The organism is Fluctibacter corallii (genome assembly GCF_025751585.1).
GTDB lineage: Bacteria > Pseudomonadota > Gammaproteobacteria > Enterobacterales > Alteromonadaceae > Fluctibacter_A > Fluctibacter_A corallii.
In genome coordinates, this window is the sequence record NZ_JAOWKX010000001.1 from 236652 (window position 1) to 254726 (window position 18075).

Consider the following 18075-nt stretch of genomic DNA (forward strand, 5'->3'; position numbering starts at 1 on the left):
ATATTACCCGATACAACATATATTCTTGTTCGTATGCTGGATATTATCCATTGTTGTTATCGGCTGCTTTTGCTATTTCAAAAGCCTGCATTATTTTTAAATGAAATTACTCATAATTTCAAGGTATAAAGTGTTAAAAAGTGTAGCTAAATAATACCTAATTACCTTAATTTATACCTGATTGCGCATTAAAACGACAATTGCTGCATCGAGTTTTTAAACTGGGATTTTATGTCTTCCCATTGTTCGCGTTCTTCAATAATTCGTGGGGTAACAATGACTACCAATTCAGTGCGATCTTTCACATCTGATTTACTCGAAAATAAATTCCCCAGTACAGGAATATCCCCCAGTACAGGCACCTTAGAATGGGTATTATTGACGTTTTCACTAATTAACCCGCCTAATACAATGGTTTGCCCCGAACTTGCCACCACTTCGGTGGTCATTGAACGCTCAAAAATGGAGGGCGTATCACCTACAGAAATACCATCAGACAAGGTATTACTGATTTTCTGGGATATTTCCATGATCACCACGCCTTGGCTATTCACTGTAGGCCTTACCTCAAGGGTTAGCCCTGTCTCGCGAAATTGTACGGTGTCAAGAATGGTGCCGCTATCTGGCACGATGGTCGCACTAGCGATAGGAATATCGGTTTTGATTTCCATGGTGGCGCTTACGCCATCTCGTACCACCAGCGAGGGGCGCGATACCACATTCACCAGGGTATCTTTGGCATTTAAGTTAGCATTTACGTCCCAATCATTGCTGCCAGTTAACACATAACTTAGCCCACCGATTTTATCCAGCCCCATCGTACCTTTGTTACCTAGGGTGTAATTGTTTTCCTTTAAAAAGAAATCTACACCAAACTTAAATTCATCACGTAATGATATTTCTGCAATAACCACTTCTAACATGACTTGACGCGGCAACACATCTAGGCGCTTCATAAGGGGTAAAAGTTGTTGGTATTTCTCACCTGAAGCAAACACGATCAATGCATTGCTGCGTTCGTCTACCACAATTTGCATGTCGCTGTTGCTGGCGCTTGTTACGGCAGGCGCATTATTATTGCGATTACCGCGACGATTATTACCTTGATCATTACTTTGCTGCGCGCTGGGTGTTGGGGCGCTGTTACCTGCGCTGCGACCGTTTTGCCCTGGATTAATTAATGGTGCAAGGCTAGCAATCAAGTCGGTTGCACGTGCAAGCTTTGGTTGATAAATAAAATATTGACTGCCGCCGCCCTTGGTGGGTTTGTCTAGTTGATTGATCCAATAATCTACGCGGTCTAGCACTGCCTGCGACGATGCAAATATTGCCACAGAGCCAATATGGTCAAGAGGGATTAGCACTACGCTTTTTCCAACTGCTTGCCCCTCTGATACGGAAATGCCTTCATTTTGCAACAGCTTTTGAATGTCTTGCATAAACTGCTCTGGCGACATAAATACCAATTCAGCCATACCCATATGCTTGCTTTGATAGAACGGCGTATCAATAATATTTAAAAACTCTAGCGCTTTCACCACGTCTTCACGTTTGCCACGGATGTAATAAATTCCCTGTTCAAAGTCGATGGTATATTTGGCGTTAGTTAAGTTTTGTAGTAAGGCGTTGTAATTATTTCTGACGCCATATTCAAGCGGTACAATTTGAAACACTTCCCGACTGGTTTGAGGCACGTTTTCTGGCGACTTGCCAAACCCATACATAACATCACGGCCGGCGTTGTCGCTTTGCTGTTGCGTAATGTAAAAAATATCATTATCAAAATGGATATGGTAGCCACGCTGACCAAGTAGCTCTTCGCTTAGTAAAAACAGGCGCTTTTTCGAAATATTGTCAGATATGGCGAGGGTAACCGGCTCGGCATCGCTTTTTGCTTTGGTATCGAGCACATAGTTAATTTGCAAAATGTCGCCCAAAACGTAGTGCAGCCAATCGTTTAAAGCAAGCGCTTCGGTCTGCAAACTCACCGTTTTCTCGTCGGGGAAGCGGTTGGCCAAATCGGTGCGCCTTGGCATGTTAAAGCCTTGGGCTTGCTCGTTGGTTAAACGCGTCAATTTCCCTCGTTGTTGCTCATTACTCTCTTTCTGTGTAGGTAACGCTTCAGCATTAACTACGTCAGCGTCTGATTCTAGGTATGACGGCGTAATATAACCGGCTTTTTGATCGCCAGACAATGACGCGCACCCCGACAAAACGAACGCACAACAAAATGATACTAACTGAATTCTTTTCATACTTTCTTTCTTATGCCTTATCGTGATTTTGACGCACGCAGCTGTAGCTGAATGGCTCTGTCTGCGTCAGAAACGCTTATTAAATTAATGAATCCGCGCTTTACGTCTGTTAGTACATATCCGAGAATTTCTTCATTGAGTTTTAGTGATACAACCTCGCCGGGTGTTATCGGCTCGCGCGAAGGTGTCTGTTTATTCACTTCGGCGTCAGTCACATTGACTCGCTCTATCAGCACGCGAGGCTCTGCACCTTGTTGCACCACAATGGCACGTAGGGTGAGAATTGACTCCCCTGCATAAATTTTATCAAGCTCGCCCCGTTGCTTACGCTGCTCGTCTTCGCTCATACCCAGCGTTTTTGGCGCAATTTGCGTGTCGCTGGTAATATCTGGAAATGTATCAAAACGCGCAATCACGGCGTTTGATTGGCGCGCAGATAGGCGATGCACACCCGCAGTATTTTGACTAACCTGCACAGTAGCATCTAGTGCTGCCTGACTGCCAGTGATAACAATGCGTTGAGTAAAATCATACGCTAGCAATCCGCATATCACTAAGGCAATATACCATTTACCCATTGTTGCTGACTCCTTGATTGCCCTGCTCACTCGCCTCGCCAGAGAGCTGAAATACCATCGCCTCTATTGTGCCTCTTGCGGTACCTAAACGCCCTGACGTTTGCTTTTGCACCATATAAGTAAAGCGACTCAGATCAATAATTTTTTCTCCAGATTCTAGAGCAAGGTGAAATTGCAACAAATCGTAGGTTTTTCCTGAAAACTGAAATGACATGACATGGCGACTGATGTTTGTATCTGGTACTTCTCCCGAATACCCCCACCCAAAATTACTCATTGTAATGTTATGCTCAGACGCAAGCTGCTCTACCGTTTTTTGAATCTTTAGCTTTAACGCTGCGTTGTCACCTGATGGGTAAAATTGCGCTTGCAAAGACGAAACGTCGTTTTGAAGCTTCTTTAATAACGATGCAGTTTGTGCCTGATTTGCAATGGCGGCTTCCCCTTTTGCAACCCGCTTTTGTTGATACACGATGCGTTCGGCATATTCTTGCTGCCAGGATAATATCGGCACAACCGCAAACTTTGCAAGAAGCAAAATACCTAACAACGGCATTAACACTGGATAGCGATGTATTACATCCATTACTGCAATGCCTCTTGATTCTGCTCAGAAGGGGTATCTGGCATAAGTTCGAACCCTAAAATGAAGTTATCTTTATTTCCACGCCGCGTGACAGTGCCTTCAAACCTTGCATCTTTTACGCCTGGCATTTTTACCACACTGGTTAGCAGGTCGGTGGCTTTTTGCGCTTTTCCGTAAATTACGTAACGCTGATTCTCACGTTTAATCTGCGTTACATCTGCCTGCTCGAATATACTGGCAAATATCAGCCACGCATGAGAGGTAACAGCATAGTCTGCCAATGCCACGCGTAATGCTTGCTTTTGCTGGCTAAGCGCACTCACTGCATCGAGCGTATCAAACGCATCACCCAACGTCGCTTTTTGCGCTTCGTATGCGTGCGAGACCTGACTGTGCTGATAATATAAATAACCCGATGACAATCCTAAGTACGCAAAGAACACCACCAAGCTAGTGCCAGCCAACTTCATTAAACTCGCTTTATCAATGCTATGGCTTTGCACACGAAAAAACGGTAGCCATTGAGCTAGTGGTAACGCCAACATGCCTTGTATTAGGCTATCTGCATCGGCATTACGGGTGTATTCAGCCGTATTGGGCGAGTAAGAGCCCGTAGAATCATTCGATACCGCGTTGTGGCTTGTCGCGTCTAACGCAAGACCTGTAGCCTGCACGAAACGAGAAAGTGAAGAAACAATTGAATTTTTCACCGCTGAGTGCAAACCAAGCTGGTTCTTTCCGATATATAACACGGCGCTACGATGGTCTTTCCATTGCCTTTGAATCGCCACCGCATTCGGTGGCATCATATCGGCAGACAGCACAACCGTTTCAGGAATACGCACCTTGGCTCTGGGTACATCATTTTTAAAAACCCAACTATTCACCCAAGACTCTGTTGCCGTTGTATGCGTGATTAACGCATGGTCAATCTGTTCAAGTTTGAGCAAACCTTTAAGTTCTTTTGGCGCAGCAACTGGGTAACGTCGACACGATTCGGCAACATATTCTTTTGCGACGATCATCACATCAATCACTGAATCTAACGAGGTTTCTGTCATCTGCCACGTATTTTCGCTACGCGCTATGCGAAACAAGCGACCATCGAAATAACCTATACGAAGCCGTTTTAGTGCCGCTTGTTTCACGTTATCCACTATCATCTTACTACCATTTTACTTCGAAGTAATTTAGAGGAGAATGACGACCGGTTGCATACGGATTTACATCCACAATCATCTCCTTACTCACATTCACTTTGTCTACATTAACATCTATTCGAATCGTCATCGTTGTACTCGGTGCGAATACGGTATCAATAGTTTCTTGCATGCCTGTTAAACTTTCAAAGCTCACTTTGTCTAACCCACCATTCGCTCTGGCACTTACCACCTCGCGTGCGATATTGTCTCCAACATAAGATGCCAGCACAAATTGAGGTGCAGTAGTCGGGTTAAAATGTTTCTTTGGATACACCGTTACAACGTTTGCTAGCAAATCGTAAACGCTATTATCAATACCCTGTACTAACGCTAATTCTTCGCGTAGGTAGATGTTGCCATTTCTCGGTCCGACAACGTAATCTTGCGCTTCAGCGCCCTGCAAGCGCGCGAGTGTATCAGTATCTTGCCAATCCAACAAACTCTGCTCAATCACAATTCCACGCTCATTCGAATACCCCAGTGCGCGTAATAGTGGTTGAAAATGGGAAGACGCCAACTCTTTTACATGCAACAGTCCCGCATGATCTTGAATGCGAATAGCGATATTTTCGTCAATATAAAAAGGTTGACCAAAAAAGTTCCAATTGCGTACATACACATTCGTATGCTCATGCACAACACGTTTTTCTTGTGTGAGCAACGCAAATAACAGCTCACTTTCAACCGACTTAAGTGTCAAAAACCCCTTGGCGTTATCTTGAGACAGCAAAGCAACGGAAACATCACTCTTCACTTTTGCTGTAACGTACATACCAAATATGCTCAAAACGGCAACAATTAATAGCACTTGAATTAACGCAATACCGTTATTAAGTCGGACCATTATCATTTAACCTTAACGCTAAAACACACTATCGTAGGTATCCAATAGCTTCTCCGTTTCTATCGGCAATGCCACATTAATGTTTACTTCTCCTTCGGGTGTTTGAATATGCAATAGCATCAGTTCGGGAAGAAGTTGAGATCGAACACTGTTATACGCATTAAACCACTGTTTCTGAGGCGAACGTGATGCCGTTGAGTCAAGACCATTTTTTGCTAGGAGACTTTCCCAACCGTAATACGAAAAAGCAACAGCGTCTAACGAGAGCTGAAATCGATGTACATTCTCAAACTCTATACTTTTTTGCTCAGCAAACAGAGGGCTTGCAGAAAATCGTACTTCTCTGTAAACAAGTTCTGCATTCTGACTCGTACGGTCAACAAATAGTTCAAAAATAACGGGTTCGTCGTCATGGAAAAGCCCATTTCGAGTAACGCTAATCAATCGCTCTTGTTGCCCTTCTAAATACAGACCAGAAATATCGTCGGAATAAAACCCTAAAGACACAATACCGCTCAACACCTGATGAATCCGACGTATTTCAAGTGCTTGATTTTGCACCATGTTGTCGCGCTGCGATTGACGTTCCCAACTAGAGGAAAACAATTTATAGGCGTAGCTACCGGTTAGCATTACCATCATCAAAATTGCGACAGTGATAAGCATTTCAACTAACGTAAATCCGTTAGACCTCATCAGTATGTTACCTCTTTGTAACGATACTCTTGCTCTACTCCCTGACTCTTTATACGCAACGTAACATCCCATAATGCAAAGCGTGCCGGATTAAATTCAACACCTTGGGTCAAATCTAGTCCAGATTCGGGCGCGGCAGCTCTGGCAATTTCCGTTGCCTGCCAGCTGGCCGTGACCCCCATTATTTTCTCTTCACCACGTAACAAAGATGCTGACTCGCTATGCTGGTGCCTTAACTTTATTTTGATGTTATCGATAAAAATAGGAAGATAAGCGTTTTGTTCAAACGTACTATTCGCTTTTTGTCCTGACAAGTATGCAGTCTTAAATATCAGCGAGGTCAAGGATATCGCTGCAAAAAGAATAACAGCGGCAACCATCACTTCGAGTAACGTAAAACCTTGTTGTCGCTTACACTCACCCATTATTATTTCTCAATGTGCCCTAATTGGAGTGAGTAATTCTTATTGCCAACCTGGTAATCAAGGGAAACGTTTGGCGTAAGCCCTTTACGGCTATAAGTGATATCAGCTGGCTTAAAAAAGAGATATGAAAATGACTTTTCAGATAATATTTGCGTACCTGTTTTGACTGCTACCTGTTTTCCATTAAACGACAACGATAAAGGCGAACCCAGCATAATAGCTTGTTTAGGAAGACCGGCTAGCCAACTGTTTAGCTCTAGCACTTCAACGCGAACACGCGTTTTTTCAACCTGATTTAAAACAAGGGGACCAACCAAAGACATTAACAGTGTCACAATAGACATGACAACCAGTAGCTCTATTAGTGAGAAACCTGTTGAATCAGTTCGGTTAAAACGCGACATCGTTAACAGATACCATGCTCAGCAGCATCGTGACAACCACACCGCCGATAAAGGTTGCCATAAACAAGATGAGTAACGGCTCAATGAGCGTTGTCATACGCTGGGTTAGGCTTTCAAATTCATCTCTGGAGCGCTCTGTGATTTCGTCAAATACACGCTCTAAATTACCCGACTGCTCACCGATCTCCATCAAAGACACATAAAAATCGGGAAACAATGACACTTGGCTTAGCGAGTTGGTTAACCCATCACCTTGCTTTACTTTACGGTTGGCAATCTCTACTTCTCTTTGCAGTACATGATTTTTAACATTGCCCACAGCCATACTTAACGCGTTGTCGACATTTACGCCCGATTTGATCATCATGGCTACGCTGCTACAAAAGCGAATTCTCTCAGCCAGAGACACCATCGTTTTGACACCAGGAATACGTAACGCAAGTTCTGACCACTTCCTCTTTACTTCTGGCCGCCTAAAAGAATAGGTTGTAAACCCAATCGCAATCGCAACCGCTGCAATAAGTAACCATTGATATTGAACCATCCAATTACTGGTTAAAATCATTGCGCGTGTGTACCAAGGCACAGCGTCTAGATCAGTAAACATGGATGACATTTGCGGAATAATAAAATTAAAAATAAAAAATATGCTGGCAACACAAACGAACAAAATGACCGCTGGATATACCATTGAACTTACGATTTTACGTTGCAACTCTTGCTTGAATTTCAAGTCTTTTGCCAATTCAGTAAATACTTCAGGTAGATTACCCGCTGCCTCACCGATTTGAACTAAGTTACAATAGAGAGGTTCAAACACCTTCGGATGAGATTTTAGTGCATCCGTTAAACTCGCGCCTTTTTTCAACTGATGACTTATATCAGTAATCAACATTGCAAGTGCGGGATTCGCTTTGGTTTTGGCAATGATGTCTAAGCCTTTATCGACTCGTACACCCGAGGTTAGCAAAAGTGCTAGCTCGGCGGTGAAAAACTCAATGTCTTTCATTGCAACTTTATTCTGGGCAAATAACCCAGTGCCTGCACTCGCTTTCACTTCGCTAATATCTGATGTAAGAAGGCCTTGCTTTTTCAAAGCGGCCAGTGCCTCAGTTTTGTTTACCGCCTCTAGCTGCCCTTCCAGTTTAGCGCCGGCACTGTCATAGGCTCGATATCGAAATAGCGCCATTAGCCAGCAACCCTCAATACTTCATCGATGGTCGTTTGTCCTAAAACAGCTTTGTATAACCCGTCTTCAATCAAGGTACGTCGGTTCAATTTAGCATTGTGTGCTTTGGCTCTATTTACGAACTCAGCATCTTTGGGCATTGCTTTGATGTCGTCATCGCAACGTAAGTATTCCGTAATCGCAAGACGCCCTTTGTAACCAGAATTTGCGCACTTTTCACACCCAGTTGACTGCTTAAGATTTATCTCAGTCATACCGAATCGATCGGCGAACGTACGTAAATGGTACTTTTCGATAAGCGCATCTTTCTCTGGGTGCGACACTGCACAGTGCGTGCAGACTTTTCGCGCCAAACGTTGTGCCACTACCGATACCAAGGCAGCATTGAGTAAAAATTCTTCCACACCAAGATCAAGCAAACGCGTATATGCGCCAGCTGCGTCGTTGGTGTGCACAGTTGAGAATACCAAGTGACCGGTTAACGCTGACTGAAGCGCGATTTGTGCAGTTTCATTATCACGAATTTCACCCAACATGATTATGTCTGGGTCTTGTCGAACAATACTTCTCAATCCTTTTGCAAAGGTAAAACCAATGTCACTGTTTACTTGCACCTGATTTACCCCTTCAAGCTGGTACTCAACGGGATCTTCAAGTGTAATGATTTTTACGCCGTCATTATTTAGCGCATTCAAAAATGTATATAAGGTTGTTGTTTTACCTGAACCGGTTGGGCCTGTAAGTAAAACCACCCCTGAGGTGCGTTTGATATCTTCTTCAATTAATCCTCGGATGTCATCTGACAACCCCAAAACAGACATGTCGTAGCGCACGCTGTCTTTGCGGAGAAAACGCATTACCATCGATTCGCCCTCGTTCAGAGGTAGTGACGAGACACGAATATCCAGCTCTTGATTAGCGATTCGCATTTCAATCTTGCCATCTTGTGGACGACGACGTTCCGCGATATCCATGCCCGACAGTATTTTTAGTCGCGTAACAATGGGAAGCTGCATCCTCGGCGCTAATACTTCGGCTTCATGCAGTACACCGTCAACACGAAAGCGCGCTCTGTAGCGTCCTTCAAATGGTTCTAAATGCATATCAGATGCGCCTTGGCGCAGCGCTCGCGTTATCAAGGAGTTAAGAAGGTTAACGGTTGGCGCTTCGGAGGCCATTTCTCGGAGCTTGTCTTCTTCTGCATCAAAATCAAAGGTATCATCATCAGTGGTATTTGCTTCAAACCTTGACGATAACGTGAGTATCTCAGATTCAGTACCAATAAAAATCTGCGTTTCAGAATCTTGTGATGCTAAAAATTCGTTAAAACTTAAATCAAGCGGGTCTTTGCAGACCACTGTCATTGAGCCATTATCGCTCGCTAAGGGAACCCAACCTTGATCCAACATCAACGTTAGCATATTGGAATTGATATCGGGTGCGGGCGTATCGGCCCACTCCCCCATATCTACACGAGGCAGGTTTAAATATTGAGAATAAATTTCTGGAATTTGATCATCGGGCAAGCTTCCCATATTTACAAGAATTTGCTCTAGACGACCACCAAACCGACGTTGATATTCCTCAGCTTTTTTCATGTCTGTTGCAGACACATGAAACTGCGTAACAAGAAGCTCTGATAGATTCATTAGAACGAATACACAATGTCTGCGTTGTCGTCTTCGCCGCCAGGCTTGCCATCCGCACCCAACGAAGCCAAATAATAAGGATTTCCGTCTTCTCCTGGCTTTTTGTACGAATAAGGGTTATCCCATGGGTCTAACGGTACAGATTTGGGTAGATAAGGGCCGTCCCAGCGAGACTTATCACTGCTGCGCAGCTCTTCTAAATTATCAGGATAGCTGCCGATATCCAGTCGATAAGTATCTAGCGCTGTACTAAACATCTCTAATTGCGCTGCGGCGGCTTTCTTCTGAGTGGTATTCACTTTGCCCATCATTTCTGGCGCAACGAGTGACACTAACAGCCCCATAATCGTAATAACGATTATTAGCTCGATCAGCGAGAAACCTTGTTGTTTTCTACGTTGTAATTGATTCATAACTTTCTCTAAACCTTTACACTAACTTACAAACTGCCGATTGCAGCAACAGCAACCGCCAACTGATAAACAATTTGCGTAGCATTTGCCCACAACGACATATTGTCTACGTTATCTGAGTCAAATGGCACGACGATTGTATCGCCAGGGCGTATTTCTCCCGCGGCACTATCGCCAGAAAACCAAAAGCCGCCATCTCTATCTGGAATATCAACTTGTCCATTGGCACGAATAATATAGGTGTTACCTTCATCGGCAAGCGATCTAAAACCGCCACTTCTGGCGATATAATCTTCATAATTTAAACCAGCGGTGTAAAGATGTGACGTAGGCACATACACTTCACCGATTACATTCACCGATTGCGTTTCTCCTGGTACGTATAGCACATCTCCGTTTTCAAGCGCCACATCTGCTGATTCGTTGCCCTTAATCACTGATTCAAAATCAATAACCAAACGACCTACCGCTTCTGTTTTGGTCAGATCATTCAAAAGCTTTTTGGCTTCATCATAACTCACCATGGCACCAGCACCCGACTTACGACGCAAGCTCTCTGACGCAATTTGCTTTCTTAGCTCTTCAGCCAAACTGCGTAGGTTCTTGCGCTCTTGCTCTTTTAACGACTCACGCGTAAATACCGCTGCATTTGGATTTCCATATGACGTTAATCCTCCTGCTCGTGCAACTAAGTCTGAAAGAGTTTCACCGCGGCGAATAGTGTATTCACCAGGAAATTCCACTTCCCCCATAATTTTGACTTTCAGCTCCTCTTGCCAAGAAGGCACGGAAAAAAGGTTTACGCGATCTTTGCTCTTTAGTTCAATAACTTGCTCGCCAGCAACCACTTTGCCGGGGCTAAAGCCAATATGTGCAACTTCGGCAACACCATCGTTTGAAATAACAGTACGAGTAATTTCCGATTTCAATGGATAGGTAGATTCTGTTAATCCGCCAGCGGCTTTAATCAATGCATTAACATCAGCATTCTCTGTTAATGGATATAAGCCAGGGTTTTTGACTTCTCCAGCCACCTCTACGATTTGTAATGGTTCGCCAAATCTAGCTTGCTCTTTCAACTTCGCAATAACAGGTGACAGCATACGCTTGCGTGAGAAATAGGTTGCATCTTTATATTGTAAAACACGGTTACGCTCATCTACCGAAAGTTCTACTGACGTCTTATCTTGCAGTTGAGTAAGCGTGCTGACTTCTTCTACTTCTGATATTTCTTTCGGGTTTAAACCCACGCTTTCCCAGAACTGTTTGTCTTCAATGTGTTTTTCCCACAGCTTTTTCTGACGCTCTTCGATCTCTTCTTCGATGTAAGCCAACTCTTGAAGGTTCACATCACCTAATAACTCGCTTTCCACACGTGAAAAGACCAAAATCGTGTCATTCATTTGAAGCGGCAAGTTAGCCTCTTCAACTCCTTCAACTACGTCAGTTAAATCGGTTTGAAGCGCACGAATGTCTCTATTTCGGTTATACTCACGCAAAATAAGCACATAAGACAAATCGGCATCTTCCAATACATCTCTATGCAGGTTACCCAATAGGTCACCAATTCGCAGGCCGTTTTTCCACTCATACTTGCCTGGGCGCGCCACCGCACCAATCAACGATACAGACTGGGATACATAAGGTGTTACTTTGGGCACGCGAATTTCATCCCCACTTCGCACTGTCGATGCAGAATCAGTCAAATCAGCCGTGACTTGAAGTTGTACACCATTAATGAAGCGCTTGATACTAATCGCTTCACCATAGCCTTCGGGTAACTTCCCTCCCGCCAATGCAATGGCTTCGTTAAGGGTTTTTTCACCCTTTAATTCGTATATTGCAGGACGACGCACCTGACCATCAATCGTTACCGTATCTTTCACCGGCGGAATAAATACCACGTCCCCTGCTTGCAGCTGAACATCGTCGCTAGAATCACCATGATTGAGTAGATCATATAAATCAAATGTGGTCACAAGTTTGCCATTACGCTTAAGCTGAATATTACGTAACGATGCAATCTCGCTAACACCGCCACTGGCGAACAGCGCATGGGTGATAGTCGACAACGAACTGACATTGTATGCGCCAGGCTTATACGCCTCGCCCATTACATATACACGCATTGTGCGTAAGTTCCCGAGAGAAACACTGACTTCAACACCAATAATTTGCTGTTGCATTTTGTTTTTGATTAGCGCTTGTACATCTTCAAACGTTTGTGATGCAACAGAGATGGGCCCTAACTTCGGAACAACAATTTTACCGTCACGGTTCACCACTAGCTCATATTCAGCATTTTCTTTACCAAATAATTGCACCATCAACTGATCTCCGGGACCAATACGATAATCGAGTGGTACGGGTAAATCGTCGATGGGTGTGAATGTCATCGGTTCGTGAGCAAAAAGGTCAATACCGTATAGCGATAACTCGCCTTCCTTTTCCTCTTTATTTAGCTCGTTTGGCTCTACTGGATTGCCAAACTCATCAAAACTGGTGCCACGAGGATACGTTATGCTCTCCTGAGTTAGCTGGGCGTCTTGCGACATTCCACCGAGGCTGTTGATGCTATCCAAATCAATACCAAACTGTCGAGCGATTTGCTGTTGCTGCGCTCTTGGAAGCTTTTTAAATTGCTCTATTTGCTGAGGTGTTGGAGTTTGTGCAAAACTGCTGGCACTGATAGTCATGAGTGTGACTGCAACAAACGAAATAAATCGACTCATAAAATTCGACATTTAGCATCCCTGAAGCGTTAACTAGCTTAAAAATACGGTGTTATAAAAATGGTCGCGTATATTAACGCATTTATCTGTCTGTGAAAACGGTTGAAAAGTTCCCATTTCTACGAAAAAAAGCCATTCATCGCAATGGGTTTTAACCCTATGTATTTGTTGATTTATTTACCTATTATTTGCATAAACACCCATCCTACCAGATTAACATCTTGACGCATTTCCTTGTTTTAAGGCGCTAGCTTTAGTATAAAATCGGCAAATTACGTCCGCACGCGGGTGAAATTAGCAACGCAACACTAAGGAAAAATGCGCAATTTTATGCGATTTTTGCAGTGTATTAACCACGATTTTGACGACAAACGCCTCCATATCCATTAGAGAGGCGCGAAAGGCTTAATAATGACAGAAGCAACAAAAACGAAAGATTTCCTCGGGCATCCGGGTGGACTCTCAACCCTATTTTTTACCGAAATGTGGGAGCGAATGAGCTACTACGGCATGCGTGCACTTCTTGTGCTGTTCATGACGGCGAGCATGCAAGAAGGCGGTATGGCAATTACTGTCGCCTCTGCTGCGGCGATTTATGGTTTATATACCGGAGCTGTATATTTCATGGGCTTGCCTGGAGGTTGGATTGCTGACCGTTTAATCGGTGGCCAACGTGCTGTTATGTATGGCGGTATAATCATCATGGCGGGTCATATTGTTTTGGCCATCCCAAGTGACGCGACCTTTTTTATCGGCTTAATTCTCGTCGTATTGGGAACGGGTTTATTGAAACCCAATATCGGCGCAATGGTTGGTCAGTTATATGCCAAAGAAGACCAGCGTCGTGACGCGGGTTACACCATTTATTATATGGGTATAAACATCGGCTCAATGATTGGCTACTTTGTATGCGGTTGGTTACAGGTTGAAAAAGGGTATCACTGGGCATTTGGAGCCGCTGCGATTGGTATGGGTTTAGGTTTAATTCAATATAAACTGACCTTGAACAAGCTTGAGGGTGCTGGCTCTGAGCCAACGGTAAAATTGTCTTCTGGCGCAACCAAAAAAGCGTGGACAGCAATCGCCGCGTTTTTGGTTGGCCTTGCTGCTATTACTACCATGATGATGACAGGTGTAATTACGATTGATCCGGTCACAGTGGCTAAATATGTCGCCGCTGCTATCACTGTTGTATTTCTAGCTTACTATGCTGGTATTTACTTTTTCGGTAATTTAACCCCAGATGAAAAGAAACAGTTGGGTGCACTCTTTTTGGTTTGTTTGGCATCGATTTTCTTCTGGGCGGGATTTGAACAAGCGGGCTCATCGCTAAACTTGTTTGGCCGCGATTATACAGACAGAATGATTGGCACATTTGAAATTCCAACAGCTTGGTTCCAATCAGCCAACTCGATTTTCATTATCATTTTGTCGCCATTTTTCGCTGCACTGTGGATGAATTTGGGCAAACGCATGATCACTCCGTCATACGGCATTAAGTGCGCTATCGGCTTAATCATCATGGCTTCAGGCTTCATCGTCATGTTCTTCGCTGCGCAAATTGCAGCAGCAGGCCTTAAAGCCGCGCCATTTTTCTTGGTTGCAACGTACTTCTTGCACACGGTGGGCGAGCTTTGTCTGAGCCCAGTAGCATTGAGTGCGGTAAGCAAGTTGTCTCCGAAGCGCTTTGCGGGTCAAATGATGGGCGTTTTCGTTCTCACTTATTCAATTGGTAACGTAGTCGCTGGCTTACTTGCTGGTAGTTTCGATCCAGAAAATGTTGAGCAAATGCCTGGCCTATACATGCAAATTGCATTGTTCAGTATCGCGATCGGTATCGTGATTGCGCTACTAACAGTCAAAACAAAAGTATGGGAAAAGCTAGCTGAGAAAAAAGACTGCAACCAGAATGTAGAGGGCGCAGCCGCGTAAAAACGGTTTAAACCCCAAACAATTTACTCTAATATTATGCCCAACGTTAGGCGAATAGCCCGTTGGGCATTTTTATATCTACATGAAATTTTATTTTACTACCCGTCATATTCCCGAACTTCAAGGGCTATCAATGGCAGAGCGAATGGAAAAGCTCAAACGCGCCGAAGGCAAACTAACACCACCTGAAAAGCTGCTATTAAATATATGCAAACTGCTTGTGATTGTGCCCGTGTTTGTGTTTATTCTTAAGTCTAGCGAAAACTGGCTTGCACTGCTTTGGGCTGGATTGTTTATTCTAGCGTACCCGTTTTTGTTGAAGCCGTTTCAATACAGTATGTGCGCAAAGTACCTCTCTTCTCCGTCCCCCCAAAATAAGAGTAGCGAAGAATGAAAACAGTCTTAGTCACAGGTGGTGCAGGGTATATTGGTAGTCACACAACGCTGCAATTGCTTGAAAATGGTTACAACGTCGTTGTGCTAGACAACCTGAGCAACGCATCAGAAGAATCACTTCGCAGAGTCGAGTCGTTAGCCAAAAGATCGTTATCTTTCATACAAGGCGATATTCGCGACAAGTCCACGCTAGAGCGGGTATTTACAGAACACAACATCAATGCGGTTATCCATTTTGCAGGGCTAAAAGCAGTAGGCGAGTCTGTAGAAAAGCCGATGTTATATTACCAAAACAATGTATCTGGTACGCTAACATTGTGTGAAGTAATGGCAGCACACAATGTTAAACATATCGTATTTAGTTCCTCAGCAACGGTGTATGGCGACCCAGTTTCACTTCCATTACGCGAAGATATGCCAACCGGCGTGCCTACTAACCCATATGGCCAATCTAAATTGATGGTTGAGCATATACTCAAAGATATCGCCAAGGCCGATGCTAATTGGAATATTGCCCTGTTACGTTATTTTAACCCAGTTGGCGCGCATATTTCTGGTGACTTGGGTGAAGATCCGCAAGGTATTCCAAATAATCTAATGCCGTTTATTGCTCAGGTTGCCACAGGAAGACGAGACTCTCTCGCAGTGTTTGGTGACGACTACGACACCGCAGATGGAACAGGCGTAAGAGACTACATCCATGTTGAAGACCTAGCTAACGGGCATCTTAAAGCACTTGAAAAACTTGAATCGGATGTTGGGTGCGTGACCTACAACTTGGGCACTGGGCAAGGCTACAGTGTTCTAGACATGGTCAATGCCTTTGAAAAGGCCAGCGGCAAACCCGTTAATTATCATATTGCTCCGCGCCGAAGTGGTGATGTAGCGGCCTGTTATGCAGATGCGAGTCTAGCTTGGAAAGAACTAAACTGGAAAGCGTCTAAAAGCCTTAAAGAGATGTGTGAAGACACGTGGCGCTGGCAATCTAAAAACCCGATGGGATATAAATAATGTAAAAATCCCGCATAAAAAGCGGGATTTCATATCGCGTTAGACAAGGTGAGTGAATGTTGTTGCCTGTCTCTATTGATGAGCCAAGGCACAAAATTCAACAGCGCTAAAGCTCATCAAGAAGCGCGTCTATCTCCTCAAGCTCTTCTTCACTTTCGTTTGGTGCCATCTCTGGCACTTCATCTTCGCCCGCTTGACCATCAGTCACTTTAAACGTCAAATTCTGAAAATACGCATTCTTTACAAAAGTATAAGGGTCGAGGGATTGTTCGAGCATCTGCTCCTGCTCTATGAGCGCGGCGCGTGTCTCAATGGCTTTAATCCCTGCTCGCATAAATGACAAATAGAAGTTCAAGTCTGCTAAAGGGAAGTATGCGCTGTCGACAATATCCCCAGCACCAGATCGCACATCGTTCGGTCCTAATGCTGGGATCATCAAATATGGTCCAGTCTCAACGCCATATACACCAAGTACTTCTCCAAAGTCTTCGTCTTTAACCTCAAGGCCAATTTCAGTCGCGACATCGAAAGCGCCTAGTATTCCCACCGTAGAGTTAAGCACAAAACGCCCTATACTCACCAATGAGTCATCGACTTTGCCTTGCAATAAGTTGTTTACCGTATTAGCAGGTTCCTCAAGGTTTTCGGCCATATTTAGCAGCCCTGTTCGAGCAAAACCTGGCATATAGTCAACGTAGGCGACAGTCACAGGGCGTAACACATGCTTGTCTAATACGTCGTAGTTAAAATCCCATAGCTCGCGGTTGACGCTTTCGAATGGGTCTTTCGGATCCGCGTGTTGCTCAGCCTGTTCCTGCACAGATGAGTTTGAGGCACACCCTGTTAATACCAACAAAAACATCAACGCCGTAATGCGCAATACTGATTTCAAAATAACTCCTTATCTATGATACGTTGCGCACTGAGTGCGATTTATGACTCTGTTCCGACAAAGCATGCTGAAACACCGACCAACATGCTTAAAACAATACAACAATCGGCAGAAAATTAGGTTAAGCGTTAGTAACCCGCACTCGTCGCATTGGGATTAACATGTTTAATCCCTTTCATTTTCTCTGCCAATTCAGCTGGCATATATTCTTCATCGTGCTTCGCTAACACTTCTTCTGCGACGATCACGTTGCTTCCTTCTAGTCTGCCTGTCGCAACGATTCCCTGCCCTTCACGGAATAAATCGGGTAGTAGCCCTTCATATACAACCGTGACTTTAGGGCCGGTATCGACCAAATCAAACCGCACAGCAAGTGAGTTTTCATCTCTTACTACGCTGCCGGGTACAACCATTCCCCCAATGCGCAAACGCTGACCTACAGCGGGTGTATGCCCTTCTTTACCTTCAATTATCTCTGATGGCGTATAAAAAAGATCAATATTCTGATTCAGTGCATACAACATGGTTGCAACAGCAGCACCGAAAATAAGAATAACTGCAGAAAATGATAGTAGACGCTTTTGACGACGTGTGATCATGTCGGACAATCCTTATAAATGTAAAATTCAGTGTGTCATGGCCAAGTTTCAACGGATTATGCTTCTTGCTCACTCCGTTGTTTGTCTTTCATTGCTGCAATGCGTGCTTTACGCTTAACTTCATCGTGAACGTAGTGCTTTAGCGATTTGCGCTGATATAGGCTTTCACCAATAATCATCAGCATGGCGACAATACTCACGCCGAATGCCAACCAGACAAAAAAACCATAACCGCCCATCGCGATGAAATCTGAAAAACTTGAAAAATGCAC

The 18075-nt window shown here is 44.1% G+C and carries 18 protein-coding genes; 3 read left to right on the forward strand and 15 right to left on the reverse strand.

Features of this window, described 5'->3' with window-relative positions:
- Positions 1-188: 188 nt before the first annotated feature.
- From OE749_RS01080 to OE749_RS01135, 12 genes are read right to left on the reverse strand one after another with little or no spacing between them, the layout of a single operon-like run.
- Positions 189-2255, reverse strand: a complete 2067-nt coding sequence (locus OE749_RS01080) for a secretin N-terminal domain-containing protein (protein WP_263710486.1) — start codon at positions 2253-2255, stop codon at positions 189-191.
- A gap of 17 nt (positions 2256-2272) precedes the next feature.
- Positions 2273-2833, reverse strand: coding sequence for a hypothetical protein (locus OE749_RS01085; protein ID WP_263710487.1), 561 nt, complete (start codon positions 2831-2833; stop codon positions 2273-2275).
- On the reverse strand, positions 2826-3419 hold the full coding sequence (locus OE749_RS01090) for a hypothetical protein (RefSeq protein WP_263710488.1): 594 nt from the start codon (positions 3417-3419) through the stop codon (positions 2826-2828). Before OE749_RS01090 ends, OE749_RS01085 begins: the two co-directional genes overlap by 8 nt.
- Positions 3419-4582 carry a hypothetical protein gene (locus OE749_RS01095; RefSeq protein WP_263710489.1) on the reverse strand — a complete coding sequence of 388 codons (1164 nt, stop codon included), beginning with the start codon at positions 4580-4582 and terminating at the stop codon, positions 3419-3421. Before OE749_RS01095 ends, OE749_RS01090 begins: the two co-directional genes overlap by 1 nt.
- A gap of 4 nt (positions 4583-4586) precedes the next feature.
- Positions 4587-5465, reverse strand: a complete 879-nt coding sequence (locus tag OE749_RS01100; RefSeq protein ID WP_263710490.1) for a type II secretion system minor pseudopilin — start codon at positions 5463-5465, stop codon at positions 4587-4589.
- Positions 5466-5483: 18 nt separating this feature from the next.
- Positions 5484-6161, reverse strand: a complete 678-nt coding sequence (locus tag OE749_RS01105; RefSeq protein ID WP_263710491.1) for a PulJ/GspJ family protein — start codon at positions 6159-6161, stop codon at positions 5484-5486.
- Positions 6161-6586 carry a prepilin-type N-terminal cleavage/methylation domain-containing protein gene (locus OE749_RS01110; protein ID WP_263710492.1) on the reverse strand — a complete coding sequence of 142 codons (426 nt, stop codon included), beginning with the start codon at positions 6584-6586 and terminating at the stop codon, positions 6161-6163. The genes OE749_RS01105 and OE749_RS01110 overlap by 1 nt, the downstream gene beginning before the upstream one ends.
- 2 nt (positions 6587-6588) lie before the next feature.
- Entirely contained in the window at positions 6589-6990 is a 402-nt protein-coding gene (locus OE749_RS01115) for a pilus assembly FimT family protein (RefSeq protein ID WP_263710493.1), read from the reverse strand.
- Entirely contained in the window at positions 6977-8179 is a 1203-nt protein-coding gene (locus OE749_RS01120; protein WP_263710494.1) for a type II secretion system F family protein, read from the reverse strand. The genes OE749_RS01115 and OE749_RS01120 overlap by 14 nt, the downstream gene beginning before the upstream one ends.
- A complete protein-coding gene (locus tag OE749_RS01125; RefSeq protein WP_263710495.1) occupies positions 8179-9828 on the reverse strand; it encodes a GspE/PulE family protein in 1650 nt (549 codons plus the stop codon). Before OE749_RS01125 ends, OE749_RS01120 begins: the two co-directional genes overlap by 1 nt.
- Positions 9828-10241, reverse strand: coding sequence for a type II secretion system major pseudopilin GspG (gene gspG, locus OE749_RS01130; protein WP_263710497.1), 414 nt, complete (start codon positions 10239-10241; stop codon positions 9828-9830). The genes OE749_RS01125 and gspG overlap by 1 nt, the downstream gene beginning before the upstream one ends.
- Positions 10242-10267: 26 nt before the next feature.
- Positions 10268-12985, reverse strand: a complete 2718-nt coding sequence (locus tag OE749_RS01135) for an SLBB domain-containing protein (RefSeq protein ID WP_263710498.1) — start codon at positions 12983-12985, stop codon at positions 10268-10270.
- 399 nt (positions 12986-13384) lie between these two features.
- Here OE749_RS01135 and OE749_RS01140 point away from each other — a divergent pair, with 399 nt between their 5' ends.
- From OE749_RS01140 to galE, 3 genes are all read left to right on the forward strand, one after another.
- Positions 13385-14905 carry a peptide MFS transporter gene (locus tag OE749_RS01140; RefSeq protein ID WP_263710499.1) on the forward strand — a complete coding sequence of 507 codons (1521 nt, stop codon included), beginning with the start codon at positions 13385-13387 and terminating at the stop codon, positions 14903-14905.
- Between the two features lie 82 nt (positions 14906-14987).
- Positions 14988-15299, forward strand: coding sequence for a DUF6170 family protein (locus OE749_RS01145; RefSeq protein ID WP_263710500.1), 312 nt, complete (start codon positions 14988-14990; stop codon positions 15297-15299).
- Positions 15296-16312, forward strand: a complete 1017-nt coding sequence (gene galE / locus OE749_RS01150) for a UDP-glucose 4-epimerase GalE (RefSeq protein WP_263710501.1) — start codon at positions 15296-15298, stop codon at positions 16310-16312. The genes OE749_RS01145 and galE overlap by 4 nt, the downstream gene beginning before the upstream one ends.
- A gap of 106 nt (positions 16313-16418) precedes the next feature.
- Here galE and OE749_RS01155 read toward each other — a convergent pair whose 3' ends face one another.
- The 3 genes from OE749_RS01155 to ccmD form a co-directional block, all read right to left on the reverse strand.
- On the reverse strand, positions 16419-17174 hold the full coding sequence (locus tag OE749_RS01155; RefSeq protein ID WP_263710970.1) for an MlaA family lipoprotein: 756 nt from the start codon (positions 17172-17174) through the stop codon (positions 16419-16421).
- Between the two features lie 158 nt (positions 17175-17332).
- Positions 17333-17803, reverse strand: a complete 471-nt coding sequence (gene ccmE, locus OE749_RS01160) for a cytochrome c maturation protein CcmE (protein WP_263710502.1) — start codon at positions 17801-17803, stop codon at positions 17333-17335.
- A 56-nt stretch (positions 17804-17859) separates the two neighbouring features.
- Positions 17860-18075 carry a heme exporter protein CcmD gene (ccmD, locus tag OE749_RS01165; RefSeq protein ID WP_263710503.1) on the reverse strand — a complete coding sequence of 72 codons (216 nt, stop codon included), beginning with the start codon at positions 18073-18075 and terminating at the stop codon, positions 17860-17862.